This window comes from Brevibacillus sp., assembly GCF_003521185.1.
GTDB lineage: Bacteria > Bacillota > Bacilli > Brevibacillales > Brevibacillaceae > Brevibacillus > Brevibacillus parabrevis.
In genome coordinates, this window is sequence record NZ_DOTK01000079.1 from 1 (window position 1) to 13,721 (window position 13,721).

12 protein-coding genes are annotated in these 13,721 nt (G+C 50.4%); all 12 read right to left on the reverse strand.

All coding sequences use genetic code 11. The features are described 5' to 3' along the window. Nucleotides 1-54: 54 nt before the first annotated feature. Entirely contained in the window at nucleotides 55-2,127 is a 2,073-nt protein-coding gene (locus DEP07_RS23285; protein ID WP_122965882.1) for a methyl-accepting chemotaxis protein, read from the reverse strand. Nucleotides 2,128-2,305: 178 nt separating this feature from the next. Next, nucleotides 2,306-3,265 (reverse strand): ABC transporter ATP-binding protein, encoded by a 960-nt coding sequence (locus DEP07_RS23290; protein WP_122965881.1) that lies wholly within the window; start codon nucleotides 3,263-3,265, stop codon nucleotides 2,306-2,308. 14 nt (nucleotides 3,266-3,279) lie between these two features. Continuing rightward, a complete protein-coding gene (locus DEP07_RS23295; protein ID WP_063226877.1) occupies nucleotides 3,280-4,275 on the reverse strand; it encodes an ABC transporter ATP-binding protein in 996 nt (331 codons plus the stop codon). Nucleotides 4,276-4,289: 14 nt separating this feature from the next. Then, the gene (locus DEP07_RS23300; RefSeq protein ID WP_122965880.1) at nucleotides 4,290-5,207 is read right to left on the reverse strand and encodes an ABC transporter permease; all 918 of its coding nucleotides are present in this window, start codon (nucleotides 5,205-5,207) and stop codon (nucleotides 4,290-4,292) included. A 7-nt stretch (nucleotides 5,208-5,214) separates the two neighbouring features. Next, nucleotides 5,215-6,147 (reverse strand): ABC transporter permease, encoded by a 933-nt coding sequence (locus DEP07_RS23305; protein WP_063226875.1) that lies wholly within the window; start codon nucleotides 6,145-6,147, stop codon nucleotides 5,215-5,217. A 245-nt stretch (nucleotides 6,148-6,392) separates the two neighbouring features. After that, nucleotides 6,393-8,048 carry a peptide ABC transporter substrate-binding protein gene (locus DEP07_RS23310; RefSeq protein WP_173599141.1) on the reverse strand — a complete coding sequence of 552 codons (1,656 nt, stop codon included), beginning with the start codon at nucleotides 8,046-8,048 and terminating at the stop codon, nucleotides 6,393-6,395. Nucleotides 8,049-8,160: 112 nt separating this feature from the next. Continuing rightward, the gene (locus tag DEP07_RS23315) at nucleotides 8,161-8,631 is read right to left on the reverse strand and encodes an Lrp/AsnC family transcriptional regulator (RefSeq protein WP_063226874.1); all 471 of its coding nucleotides are present in this window, start codon (nucleotides 8,629-8,631) and stop codon (nucleotides 8,161-8,163) included. Between the two features lie 329 nt (nucleotides 8,632-8,960). Further along, on the reverse strand, nucleotides 8,961-10,268 hold the full coding sequence (locus DEP07_RS23320) for a pyrimidine-nucleoside phosphorylase (RefSeq protein ID WP_274875224.1): 1,308 nt from the start codon (nucleotides 10,266-10,268) through the stop codon (nucleotides 8,961-8,963). Nucleotides 10,269-10,292: 24 nt separating this feature from the next. Then, entirely contained in the window at nucleotides 10,293-11,102 is an 810-nt protein-coding gene (locus DEP07_RS23325; RefSeq protein ID WP_122965878.1) for a purine-nucleoside phosphorylase, read from the reverse strand. A 59-nt stretch (nucleotides 11,103-11,161) separates the two neighbouring features. Further along, nucleotides 11,162-12,334, reverse strand: a complete 1,173-nt coding sequence (deoB, locus tag DEP07_RS23330) for a phosphopentomutase (RefSeq protein ID WP_122965877.1) — start codon at nucleotides 12,332-12,334, stop codon at nucleotides 11,162-11,164. Nucleotides 12,335-12,458: 124 nt separating this feature from the next. Further along, nucleotides 12,459-13,346 (reverse strand): site-specific tyrosine recombinase XerD, encoded by an 888-nt coding sequence (gene xerD, locus DEP07_RS23335; protein WP_122965899.1) that lies wholly within the window; start codon nucleotides 13,344-13,346, stop codon nucleotides 12,459-12,461. A 91-nt stretch (nucleotides 13,347-13,437) separates the two neighbouring features. Continuing rightward, nucleotides 13,438-13,677, reverse strand: coding sequence for a YqzK family protein (locus DEP07_RS23340; protein ID WP_122965876.1), 240 nt, complete (start codon nucleotides 13,675-13,677; stop codon nucleotides 13,438-13,440). Nucleotides 13,678-13,721 lie beyond the last annotated feature (44 nt).

A 13,721-nucleotide genomic window follows, 5' to 3' on the forward strand; every position in this document is an offset into this window, starting at 1 on the left:
CATGCTGGGCGCACCAAGAAAAAACCCTTCCACATTTCGCAGAAGGGTTTCGTTTTAGATCACAAACCGGCTGACGTTCTCGGTCAAGTCGTCTGCCATCTTTTTCAGTTGTTCCACATTTTCATTGATGCGTGCAATCGAATTGAGCTGTTCGTCGACCGTCTCGACGACGCCTGAGATCGAATCGCTGATCTCATCCGACATGCTTGCCAGACGTTGCATCGAGTTGGTGACCACCTGATTGCCCGCAGCCATTTCCTCGGATGTTGCCGTCATCGATTCGCTCTGCTCGGCAGCCGATTGAATCTCGGCTACAATGTTTTGGAAGGTCGTACCCACAGACTCGACAGACTTCAGTCCGCCGCCGACCATGGTGACGATTTCGTCCATGTGCTTGCTCATGTCCATCGCTTCGTCGTTAATCGAATGGGCAATCGCCGCAATCCGCTCGGAGAAAGAACTGCTCTCCTCGGCCAGCTTGCGCACTTCGCTCGCTACGACAGAGAAGCCGCGTCCGGCATCGCCAGCGCGTGCAGCTTCAATCGCCGCGTTCAACGCCAGCAAATTGGTCTGCGATGCGATACTCGTAATCATTTCGACAATGCTGGTAATCTCGCGCGCACGCTCGCGCAAACTGTGCATCTGCGTAGCGGTACGCTCTACCTCGTCTGTCGCCTTGCGAACGGTATCGATTACGTTTTCCACCAGCTGCATACCGCCCTGGGCACGCTCAAACGTCCGTGTCGTCGCAATAGACGTCGACTCCGCTGCAATCGCTACCTGCTCAACCCCTTGCGAAATCTCGGAGACGGTCGTTGCCGTCGCCTGCACTTCGTTGGTTTGAGTGGACACGCGCTGCGCGATCGTCGAGATGTTATCCGTAATGACGCTGATTGCCCCTTTGTTGTCCTGGGCAAACTGCGTCAGTTCGTCAGTCGCCACGTTCAACTGGGTTGCTTGTCCTTGTACAAGCGCAATCAGCTTGCGCAACTCGGCAGCCATCTCATTCATTTTGCGGCCGACCATCGCCAGCTCGTCATTGCCGTTTACTTTGACATGAACATCGAAGTGACCGGAGCCGATGCGATCCATGTCTCTTGCAATCGCAAACAGCGAGAGGCGAATCCGCTTGGCGAACCACCAGATTGCCCATACAGACAAGCCGATAATCGGCAGGCTGAACAGGACAAAGTACAGCCACATTCCGTTTACTTCCCCGTATACTTCATCGCTGCCTGTCGACAGGACGATATTCCACTTCAACAGTTGAATCGGTGCAAAAGCTGCAAAGGAGCCTTTGCCGTGATCGGAATACAACAAGCTGTTGCTTGTATCGTGCTTCATCAGTTCGAGCATTTCTGCGTAGTCTGCTTGTCCCGCCAAAACAAGCTTGTTGTTGTTTTGCGGGTTTTGGTGCGCCACAACCAGACCATCCTGGCGAACAACAAAAGCGTAGCCATTTTGCATGAAGGAGATTTCAGGGATTTTCTGGATCATTTGATCGATCGTGAATCCGACAATAAACAAGCGGCTCTTGTCGCTGTTTTTCTCTCCTACAGGTGTCGCAATATAAAGAAAACTTTTATTAATGCCTTCAGCGATTTCCTCGTCAGAAATGACCGTTTTCCCGGTACTCATGACCCTTTGGAAATACTGCTTTTGCTTGAAGTCGATTTCGTTTTTCCCGGTCAACGAGTAGAGCGATTTCCCGGTATTGCTGTCTACTAAGTAAATTTTGGAGATTTCCTTATGGGATTGACGCATGAGCGTGAACTGCTCCATGATCAGCGGCTCCAGCTCTGTCATCATCACGCGCTTGGATGCTGTCGATTCGCTCGTTTTGACGATCGTCTGTATCCAGTCTTCCATGCTGGCTGCGTGCTGCTCTGCCAACATTTTTGCTTGCTTGGATGTAATGGAGAACAAAGTTGATTTGGAGAAAGAAAGCGCTATGTATTGCAAAGAACCAATAATGATAAGTACAAGAATCAGGCCAAAGACTATCATCTTTGTTGCCAGGGAGCCGCGCAGTTTTTCCGTTGCGAGCAGGCTCTTGATGTTTACTTTACCTGAAAGCGAGAATCCAGCCCCTTTCTTTTTCCATTTCGGCGACAAAAATCGGCTCATGATGCTGCCCCCTTTTCATACCCTACATTTTACCAGTAATGGTGTTGAAAAAAAATACCCCTGAGAAAGCTATCAAGGGTACTTATACCCCGTTTTCCAAGTGGTAAAACCTCCATTTATGAAAGGGAAGCGAGTCCCGGTCAGACTCAACCGAGAGCTCGCTTTCTTCATGAAAGGACTAGTTGTACAAATGACAAGCAGCGAAGTGTCCTGGCTCGACTTCCTTCCATACTGGCACAGAAGCAGCGCATTCCGGCATTGCTTTCGGGCAACGCGTGCGGAAATGGCAACCGCTTGGCGGGTTCATTGGGCTTGGCACGTCGCCTTGCAGGACGATGCGCTCACGGTTGCGCTCGATCTCTGGGTCTGGAATCGGAATTGCAGACAGCAGAGCTTGCGTATACGGATGAAGCGGCTTTTCATACAAAGCATCACTTTCAGCCAATTCAACCATTTTACCCAGGTACATAACGGCTACACGGTCCGAAATGTATTTTACCATCGACAGGTCATGGGCGATGAACATGTATGTCAGGCCCATTTTTTCCTGAAGCTGCTCAAGCAAGTTGACAACCTGCGCCTGAACGGATACGTCCAGCGCGGAAATCGGCTCGTCACAAACGATGAATTTCGGTTCTACTGCCAGCGCACGGGCAATCCCGATCCGCTGACGCTGACCACCGGAAAATTCATGTGGAAAACGGTTCATATGCTCAGGGTTCAAGCTAACCAAAGAGAGCAGCTCTTGGATGCGCTCTTTGCGCTTTTGCCCGGATGCCAGATTGTGAATGTCCAGCGCTTCGCCGATGATGTCTCCAACCGTCATACGCGGGTTCAAGGAAGCGTACGGGTCTTGGAAAATCATTTGCATGTTTCGGCGCATCGCCTTCATTTCCTGATGATTCAAATTCATGATGCTTTTGCCTTCAAAGAGGACGTCCCCGCCAGTCGCGTCATATAGACGCAAAATCGTACGACCCGCGGTGGACTTCCCACAGCCTGATTCTCCTACAACGCCGAGAGTTTCTCCCCGTTTAATTTCAAACGAGATATCATTCACAGCTTTCAGAGTATTATCTCCAATGGAAAAGAACTTTTTCAAGTTGCGTACTTCAATGAGTGTATCGCGGTTATCCACTGTTTACCCTCCTCCTACGATCCTGCGTGGTTCTGAGCGAGCGGATGCTGCAACCAGCAAGCTGCTCGTTGGGTCGTGCTGATTTCGTTCAACTCAGGATCGATCTCCTGGCAAACACGCATAGCCGATTCGCAGCGAGCGGTAAAACCACAGCCCACTGGCGGACGCAGAAGATCCGGTGGTGTTCCGAAAATCGGCGTCAGCGGCTCGTCGCGGTTCAAGTCCAGGCGCGGTACAGAGCGCAGCAGACCTTTTGTATACGGGTGTTGCGGATTGTAGAAAATGTCATCTACCGTTCCGGTTTCAATCACTTTCCCCGCATACATAACGATAACGCGGTCACACATCTCGGCAACGACACCCAAGTCATGTGTAATGAGGATAATGGAGGTACCCGTTTTCTTTTGGAGATCTTTCATCAAATCCAAAATCTGAGCCTGAATAGTTACATCCAAAGCTGTTGTCGGCTCATCTGCTATCAACAGCTTGGGCGAACAGGCGAGGGAAATAGCGATCATCGCCCGTTGGCGCATACCGCCGGAAAACTCGTGTGGATATTGCTCCACACGTTTTTCCGGTTGCGGAATGCCAACCATGGTCAACAGTTCAATCGCACGATCACGAGCAGCTGCGCGGCTCATGTTTTGGTGCTTGATCAAACCTTCTGTGATTTGGTTCCCGATGGTCATCGTTGGGTTCAACGATGTCATCGGGTCTTGGAAGATCATCCCGATATCTTTCCCGCGGATGGATTCCATTTCTTTATTGGACTTTTTGACGATATTCTCTCCATTGAAGAGGATTTCGCCTTTTTTTATATCGCCTGGCGGCATCGGGATCAGCTTCATGAGGGTTTGAGCGGTTACGGATTTACCGCAACCGGACTCCCCTACAATCGCTACTGCTTCCCCGCGATTTACGTGAAAATTAACGCCTCGTACTGCTTTAACTTCACCTGCATACGTATGGAAGGAAACATGCAGGTCTTTTACTTCGAGAATGCGTTCCATAACGATGATCCCTCCTATTTACGCAGGCGTGGGTCTACTGCATCGCGCAGACCGTCACCAAACAAGTTGAATGCCAAGATGGTCACGGAGATGAAAATGGCCGGGAACATCAGACGCCACGGATAGTACTTCATGGCAGGCAAGCCTTCAGAGGACATGGTTCCCCACGACGCAACCGGCGCCGCTACCCCCAGACCGATAAAGGACAGGAAGGACTCTGCGAAAATCGCAGAAGGTACAGTCAAGCTCAGTGTAACGATGATTGGACCCAAAGCGTTTGGAATCAAGTGTTTGAAGATCAGGCGACCGCTGTCAGCACCAAGGGAGCGAGCTGCCAGGACGAACTCCTGTGATTTGAGCTGCAAAATCTGCCCGCGCACAATCCGGGCCATCCCAATCCACCCCGTTATCGTCAAGGCGATAATAATCGTTCCGACCCCCGGGGATAAGACGACCATCAGCAAAATAACAACGAGCAAGTAAGGAATAGCGAACAAAATATCAGCGAAACGCATCATCAATTCATCTACTTTTCCGCCGTAGAAACCAGCGATACCGCCCCAGATTACACCAATGATCAAGTCGATGAAGGCAGCAGCAAGACCAACCTCCAAGGAAATACGAGCACCATACCAGATACGGACAAACATGTCGCGACCGAGGTCATCGGTACCAAACCAGTGTTCAGCAGACGGCTTTTTGTTTTTGCCCGCCAGGTCTGTAGTGAAATAGTCATTGGAAGACACCATCGGGATGACGATTGCACATACCATCAGTGCAACGATAAAAATCAGGGAAGCCATAGCAACTTTATTCATTTTCAAGCGACGCCATACATCCGCCCAGAAAGAAAGGCTAGGACGCTTGATCGCTTCAGCTTGACGAAGATCGACTGAAACCGGTTGAAAATGCTCTTTAGTCAATTGCTGCATGTTCACATTACTCCTTTCCTGCGTCTGCCAGTTTAATTCGTGGGTCTACCAAGGTATACGCCATGTCTACGATCAGAATCATCACAACGAGGATGATGGAGTAGAAGACCGTTGTCCCCATGATAACCGTGTAGTCACGGTTAGTGATAGACAGTACGAACTCACGACCCAGACCAGGAACACCAAAGATACGCTCGATAACGAATGCACCAGTCAAGATGTTGGCAATCAGTGGACCGAGGTAAGTAATAACAGGCAGCAAGGCGTTACGAATAGCGTGCTTCACTGTGATAGTGAAAGTGTGAAGACCTTTCGCTTTTGCCGTTTTGATGTAGTCTTGTCCAAGAACTTCAATCATATTGGAACGCGTCAAGCGGGCGATAAAGGCCATTGGCGACGCGGCGAGTGCGAGAGATGGCAAAATCGTGTACTCGAAACCTTCCCATTTTGCGATAGGCAGAAGGCCCCATTGAATCGCGAAGAAATACTGATAAAATGATGCCAAGATGAATCCTGGAACGGATAGCCCCAAAACCGCTATCACCATGGCGGAGTAGTCTTGCCACTTGTTATGCTTCAGTGCGGCAATTACCCCAAGGATGATACCCCCGAAGATTGCAAGAAGCAGTGCTTGTGCGCCCAAGTGAGCAGATACAGGGAAACCACGATTGATCATTTCGTTTACAGTAGAAGATTTTTCTGTGAACGATGGGCCAAGATCCCAAGTAACGACACCCTTCAAATATTCGAGATATTGCTCATGCATTGGCAAATTGAGTTTGTATTTAGCCTCAAGAGCTGCTTTGATCTCATCCGGAACGTTTTTCTCTGATGTAAATGGTCCACCCGGTACCGCTTTCATAATGAAGAAGGTGGCCGTTACAATCAGGAAGAGCGAGATGAGCATGAAGATGATGCGCTTACCAAGATAACGGATCAACTAACTTACCCCCTTGACAGATTTTGAATGCTTTCACGTCCCATCTTTACACTGCGGACGTTACCGACACAGTGCAAAAATCGGCTGTGTAAATAACCCAAATGATCTCTTGCGTTGAAGCTTCTCTCTCTATTTTTTCTTCGCTGACTTTTTTGCCAGCTGGTATTTATGGGAAGGGACTGCATAGCAGAAGGTATATGGGTTTCCATATACCCTCTGCCGCAATACCCGATCCTTCAGTTAGGTTACTCTACAGTCGCCCATTTCCAGTCAACGTCACCCAGACCGCCAATGACGATGCCTTTGACGTTTTCTTTTGCCACCCAAGAGTTGGTATAGAAGTAAATTGGCATGATTGGCATTTCATCCATCAGGATTTGCTCAGCATCTGCGAGAATTTTCTTACGCTTCTCCGGATCAGCCTCCAGAGCGGATTGGTTCAGGAGTTCCTTGAACTTCGGATTTTCCCAACGAGTATCGTTGTTTCCACCCATTTTGTCCTTGTACAGCTCCAGGAAGTTGATTGGGTCGTTGAAGTCACCCAGCCAGCCCATGCGGCCCACTTGGAAGTTACCCGCATGCATGTCTTCCAAGTATACTTTCCACTCTTTGTTCTCCAGCTTCACGTCCACGCCAAGGTTTTTCTTCCATTGGTCTTGGATCGCTTCGGCAATCTTCTTGTGGCCTTCAGAGGTGTTGTACGACAGGGTGATCGGCGGCAGCTTGGTCAGACCTTTTTCTTTCAGGCCCTCTTCCAAGAGCTTTTTCGCTGTCTCCAGATCGTTGTCCTTGAAGTAGCCATTCGGATTGAGAACCATGGATGGCGGTACTGCGCCTGTAGCCGGGATTTGTCCCGTTTGCAGAATATTGTCAATCAGGGCTTGGCGATTAACCGCGTAAGCGAATGCTTTCCGAATCTTCACATTATCGAACGGAGGCTTTTCTACGTTGAATTTGTACCAGTACGTGCCCGCGATTGGCTGGGTAGTGATTTTACCCTGCTCTTTCAAGGCCGGAATCGCGTCTGTCGGCAGCGCACTCATCGGTGCACCAGCCCAATCCAACTCGCCGTTTTCGAACATGGACAATTCTGTGTTCTCGTCTTCTACCATGGAGAACTCGATGCGATCAAGCTTTACGGTATCCTTGTCCCAATAGTTGTCGTTTTTCACGAGCACCAGCTTGCTCTTGTGCTCCCAGGATTCCATTTTGAACGGGCCGTTGCCCACATGTGTTTTCGCTTCGCCAGCCCACTTCGCATTGGCAGAAATCACTTTTTCGTTAACCGGGAAGTAGGTTGGGAATGCAGTCAGCTCCAGGAAGAATGGAGTTGGATTTTCAAGTTTTACTTCCAGCGTCTTGTCATCCAGTGCCTTCACACCAATATCGTCAAGCTTTGCTTCTTTTTTGTTCGCTTTTTCACCGTTCTTTACATAGTAGAGCTGATATGCGTAGTTGGCTCCGGTTGCCGGATCCAGCGCCCGCTTCCAGGCGTATTCGAAGTCTTTCGCTGTTACAGGCTCTCCATTGCTCCATTTTGCATCGCGAATGGTAAACTTGTAAGTCAGCATGTCCTCGGAAACTTCCACTTTTTCAGCAGCAGCCATTTGCGGCTTTCCGTCTTGACCGATGCGGGTGAGACCGTCAAAGGTAGCGCGGATAATTGCTGCGGAAGTTGTGTCCTCGGAGAGACCAGGGTCAGCCGTAGGTGGCTCAGAGTGCAGGTTCAATTTCAGAACTTGTGGTTTTTTCTCTGCCTCTGGTGTTGCCGCAGGCTGCTGGGTAGTTGTATTGTTCGCTGGTTGAGCTGGAGTCGAAGCCTGTTGGCCGCCACCGCAACCTGCCAATGCCGTACCCAATACCGCAATCGAGCTTACAAGTGCAAACACATTCTTTTTCAACGCAATAACCCCCCGTACGTTTTCTTTTTTGTCTTTTTTCAGAAAATAAAGGACGAAAAAAACGAACATGTTCCGAAGCTTCCTGACTTCGGCTAGAAGGCATCAACCCCTTTCATTGCAGGGTCACTTCGTCATCCGGAACGAAAGAGAAAGAATCTTTGTACTGCTTCAGCTCCAGTGAAACATCGGCAGCGGCAATTCCTTCAATTTGAGAGAGTCGTTCGTTAACGAAAGTGATCAGCTCGTCATTGCTATGGAAACACGCTTGGATGATCAAGTCGTGCTTACCGCTAAAGGCACCCACAAACCGGACGGCAGAGAATTTGCTCAATTCTTCTGCCACACTTTTCTGTAAACCTAGCTTTGTGGTTAACCCGATGATCGCTTGTACTTTCAAGCCAAGCTTCGCCGGGTCGGGGTGAATAACGAATTGAAAGACTCCATCTTGTAACAGACGGGTAATGCGCGATCGAATGGTTCCCTCGCTCACGCCAAGTTGATGCGCGATTTCTGTATACGGGATTCGTCCGTCTTCCTGGAGGATTTGCAGAATCTGCTTGTCAACATGGTCCAGCTTTTTCATAAATACGTTTTTCCGGGAACCTCCATCCTATTTTTACGAAATTCGAAAAAAACTTTAATAATTTGTCTGTTACATTAAAAGTAATCTGAAATGATAGCGGTGTCAACGAAATTTGACAAGTAGAATTATAAAACATTATAAAGTGAAGCCGAACAGTAAAAAATTTTTTATATTATCAAACAAGCACTTCCTCTTACATATTGAAAAGGAAAATGACAATTTAATCAACTATATTTTCTCGAAAAACTGTATTTTTAAGCAAGAAAGGAGTGCGTACCCCGCTTGAGGCACACTCCTTTCTTTGTTGATCTTTCAAACATCCGCCTGCTTTACGCTTCGATGATTTTATAAATCAGCGGCTGCTCAAGCGGGATTTTTGTCGAAATCGCGAAGGCATTGCCCAATTCTTCCAGGGCGCTTTGCAAAAGTTTCTCGTCATTTGCATGAACGGTAACAAGAACCTCTCCGGCACGCACCTGATCCCCGCGCTTTTTGTGCAGGACGAAGCCCACTGCCAGATCAATCGGCATTTCCTTGGTCAAACGGCCTGCGCCAAGCACGACAGAAGCATGGCCTACCGCTTCGGCGTCAATCGCCTCGACATAGCCGTCCTCGGACGCGACAACCTCATGGATGATCTTCGCTTGCGGCAAACGGGACAGGTCATACACGTCCTGCTTGTCGCCGCCTTGCGCTTCCACCATTTCAGCCAGCTTGTCGACAGCCTTGCCAGTCGCCATCAAGTCCTCAAGCTTCGCACGTCCTTCTTCGACGGTTGCAACGAGTCCGCCCAATAGGAGCATGCGGGAGCCGATCGAAAGCACCAGCTCAGTCAAGTCTTTTGGACCTCTGCCAGCCAATGTTTCTACTGCTTCCTTCACTTCCAGCGCATTCCCCACGGCAAAGCCCAGCGGCTGGTTCATGTCGCTGATGACCGCCACTGTTTTGCGTCCTACCTGGGTGCCGATCGCTACCATCGCTTTCGCCAATGTCTCGGCTTCCTCCAGGTTTTTCATGAAGGCTCCCTTGCCTACCTTCACGTCGAGCAGGATCGCATCAGCACCCGCTGCGATCTTTTTGGACATGATGGAGCTGGCGATCAGGGGAACGGTGTCTACTGTGCCCGTCACATCGCGCAAGGCGTACAGCTTTTTGTCTGCCGGAGTCAGGTTGCCGGACTGCCCGATGACGGACACGCCAATATCGCGCACCTGCTGCAAAAACTGCTCGCGCGTGCGCTCTACCTGAAAGCCGCTGAAGGACTCCAGCTTGTCGATCGTTCCGCCTGAATAGCCCAAGCCGCGTCCGGACATTTTGGCCACAGGAATCCCTGCTGCCGCCACCAAAGGCGCAACGACAAGTGTGGTCTTGTCGCCTACTCCGCCTGTGCTGTGCTTGTCTACCTTGATTCCTGAAAGCGAGGACAGGTCGAGCTGTTCGCCCGATCCCGCCATGGCAAGTGTCAAGTCGCCTGTCTCGCGCGCAGTCATGCCCTTGAGCAATACAGCCATTGCCCATGCGGACATCTGGTAGTCAGGGATGCTTCCGTCTGTATATCCGTCCACGAGAAACTGAATTTCCTCAGTCGTCAGCTCGCCGCCATCCCGCTTTTTGATGATGATATCGACCATGCGCATAGGTGGTCCCTCCGTTTCTGTGTCTTACAGCTTCGCTACAATCCCGTTGACCAGCGCCAGGAACTGCGCTTTAACCTTTTCGGTTGTCTCCATTACTTCATCGTGGGAAAGCGGCTGTTCGAGAATGCCCGCTGCCATGTTGCTGATGCAAGAAATGCCCAGCACGTTTACTTTCATATGACGCGCCACAATCACTTCAGGAACGGTGGACATGCCCACGGCATCCCCGCCCAATTGACGCAGCATGCGGATCTCTGCCGGAGTTTCGTAGCTAGGACCAAGCAGACCTACGTATACGCCTTCGCGCAGGTTGATGCCTTGTTCGGACGCAACTTGGCGAGCCAATTGGCGCAGTTCTTTGGAGTACGCTTCGGACATGTCCGGGAAACGCGCGCCCAGCTCGTCGTCGTTTGGCCCGATCAACGGGTTGCGGAAAGTCATGTTGAGGTGGTCAGAAATCAGCATCAGATCGCCTGGATCGTAGCCTTCGTTAATGCCGCCCGCTGCGTTGGTTACGATAATCGTTTCCACGCCGAGAAGCTTCATCACGCGGATCGGGAACACAACTGCGTCCAGTCCGTGGCCTTCATAGAAGTGAAAACGTCCTTGCATCGCTACGACTTGCTTGCCTTGCAGCTTCCCGATCACGAGCTGTCCTTTGTGTCCCACTACAGTGGAAACAGTGAAGCCAGGAATTTCATGGTAAGGAATGACGACCGGATTTTCGATTTCGTCCGCCAAAACGCCAAGACCCGATCCCAGTACGAGACCGATTGTCGGTTTTTCCGAAAGTTTTGGTTCGATAAACGCTACTGCTTCATGCAAGTTTGCCATGTTTGAACACTCCTCTTTATTTTGTTTCTTCTATATAAATGTTTATAATTACTTAACCTTTATACACGATTCAGGAAGCTTTTTCCGATTGCCGGAGCAGCTACGCCAAAATTGTCTGCAATCGTTGCGCCCAAGTCAGCGAATGTTTCGCGAATGCCGAGGTTCTCGCCGTTCGCAATTCCTTTGTGATAGACGATCAGCGGAACGTATTCGCGCGTATGGTCGGTTCCGTGGTGCACCGGATCGTTGCCGTGGTCTGCCGTAATGACGAGCAAATCGTTTTCTTGCATCGCAGCCAAAATCTCCGGGATGCGCGCATCGAACTCCATCAACGCCTGACCGTACCCTTCCGGATCACGGCGATGACCGAACTTCGCGTCAAAGTCCACGAGATTCACAAAGGACAGACCTGTAAAAGACTGCTTCATCGTACCGAGCAATTGGTCGACGCCGTCCATGTTGTCTTTGGTGCGGATCGATTGGGTGATTCCTTCCTCGGCGTAAATGTCGCTGATTTTTCCAATCGCAATCGAAGTCAGCCCGGCATCCTGCAAACGGTTCATGACGGTCGCTTCGAATGGTTTTACGGAATAGTCGTGACGGTTGGAGGTACGCGCGAAGTTGCCCGGCTCGCCGACAAACGGTCTGGCAATCACGCGGGTAACGGCAAATTCATCGCGCAAAGTCAGCTCACGCGCAATTTGGCAAATGCGGTACAGCTCGTCCAATGGCACAACTTCTTCATGAGCCGCCACCTGGAAAACGCTATCAGCGGAAGTGTACACAATGACAGCACCTGTCTTCATGTGCTCTTCGCCAAGTTCGTCGAGAATATCTGTGCCGGAAGCTACTTTGTTGCCCAGCACTTTGCGTCCGATGCGCTGCTCAAATTCTGTGATCAGTTCAGCGGGAAAACCGTCCGGGTACGTATTGAACGGCGTAGACACATGCAGGCCCATGATCTCCCAATGGCCTGTCGTCGTATCTTTTCCCATGGAGATTTCCTGCATTTTTCCGTAGTGAGCCGCAGGAGCTTCTGCCGCAGGCACTCCTTTTAGCGGCGCAATGTTGCCGAGACCGAGCTTTTGCAGGTTCGGCAAGGAAAAGCCGGCGACGCGCTCCGCAATGTGACCAAGCGTATGCGCTCCCTCGTCCCGGAATTTCGGAGCATCCGGCTGTTCGCCAATCCCTACGCTATCCATAACGATTAAAAATACGCGAGAATACCGCAATGTTAACGCCTCCAGTTCAAAAAAGGAATAGTGTTCCAAAACAGGTCGTCAGACGTCTGACCTGATGGAGATAAGTTTGCTCCGCCTCAGACTCGGGCGGAGTCATCTGTTTGCCGCATCCGCCTTACGCTCTTGGATGCGTTTTGGCATAAATGTCCTTGATTCTCGTTCGGGTCACATGCGTGTATATTTGCGTCGTGGAAATATCCGCGTGCCCGAGCATCTCCTGCACCGAACGCAGGTCTGCTCCGTTTTCCAGCAGGTGCGTCGCAAAGGAATGGCGCAATGTATGTGGCGTAATCTCTGCCCGGATGTTGGCTTTCAAGGCATAGCGCTTGATGATTTTCCAAAATCCTTGGCGTGTGATCTGTTTGCCCAAATGATTGAGGAACAGCGCGGAGTCGCCGCTTCCCTTCACCAATTTGGGACGTCCGGCCTGCAAGTAGTGGCGGACCATTTGAATCGCAACAGAGCCAAGCGGAATAATCCGTTCCTTGGACCCTTTTCCCATACATTTGACAAAGCCCATGTCCAGATTGACGTCCGCTTTATCCAGATTGACCAGCTCGGAAACGCGAATGCCTGTCGCATACAACAGCTCAAGCATGGCTTTATCCCGCAGTCCGGCAGGATGATTGACAGGAGGACTGTCCAAAAGGCGCTCCACTTCGTCAACCGAGAGCACTTTTGGCAAGCGCTTCTCGATTTTGGGCGTCTCCAGATGGATCGAAGGGTCTTTGTCAATGAGTTTGTCCCGAACGAGAAACTGGTAAAAAGCACGGATCGATGCCATGTTGCGCGACAGCGTTGCCGTTGCCCGTCCTTTTTCCCGCAAGACGAGCAAATAGCCAATGATATGTGTCCGCGCCGATTCCTCGATACGGGTTACGCCCTGCTCGTTCAGATACGAGGTGTAGGCCACCATGTCGCGCTGATACGATTCCAGGGTATTGCGCGCTAACCCTTTTTCCACAGAAAGGAAGTGGATAAATTGATCAATCAGACTGTCCATGAAGCTGTCCCCTTCAAGGTGATAAGTATCCAGTATTGCTTTCCACACCAAGTAAAAATCTCCTGCTGCCCGTACACAAAAAAATGTGCAATTACTCTCCCGTCAAATAAAACAGCTGCAAACGGGCGAGATAACCGTCCCAATCTTGTGTCTGTGGGGAGTTGATGATTTTTACGACCTTGACGGCATTGCCGTGCGGTTCATGATAAGGATCAGCGGGCAAAAGTTTATCCGCCAACAAGGTGACGATACCGTACGAGAGCAATGAGCATGTCACGAATAACAGCAAAAAGCGAAGCGCCTCCATAATCCGGCGATACGGGACCCCCATTTTGTCCACCTCCCTGCTCTCTCCATATGTATGCATCTGCCACC

Bases quoted from the DNA above. Each gene is read 5' to 3' on its own strand.
- DEP07_RS23300 (WP_122965880.1), bottom strand. From the start codon at position 5,207: ATGCAGCAATTGACTAAAGAGCATTTTCAACCGGTTTCAGTCGATCTT.
- DEP07_RS23320 (WP_274875224.1), bottom strand. From the start codon at position 10,268: ATGCGCATGGTCGATATCATCATCAAAAAGCGGGATGGCGGCGAGCTG.
- DEP07_RS23340 (WP_122965876.1), bottom strand. From the start codon at position 13,677: ATGGGGGTCCCGTATCGCCGGATTATGGAGGCGCTTCGCTTTTTGCTG.
- DEP07_RS23325 (WP_122965878.1), bottom strand. From the start codon at position 11,102: ATGGCAAACTTGCATGAAGCAGTAGCGTTTATCGAACCAAAACTTTCG.
- xerD (WP_122965899.1), bottom strand. From the start codon at position 13,346: ATGGACAGTCTGATTGATCAATTTATCCACTTCCTTTCTGTGGAAAAA.
- DEP07_RS23285 (WP_122965882.1), bottom strand. From the start codon at position 2,127: ATGAGCCGATTTTTGTCGCCGAAATGGAAAAAGAAAGGGGCTGGATTC.
- DEP07_RS23315 (WP_063226874.1), bottom strand. From the start codon at position 8,631: ATGAAAAAGCTGGACCATGTTGACAAGCAGATTCTGCAAATCCTCCAG.
- DEP07_RS23295 (WP_063226877.1), bottom strand. From the start codon at position 4,275: ATGGAACGCATTCTCGAAGTAAAAGACCTGCATGTTTCCTTCCATACG.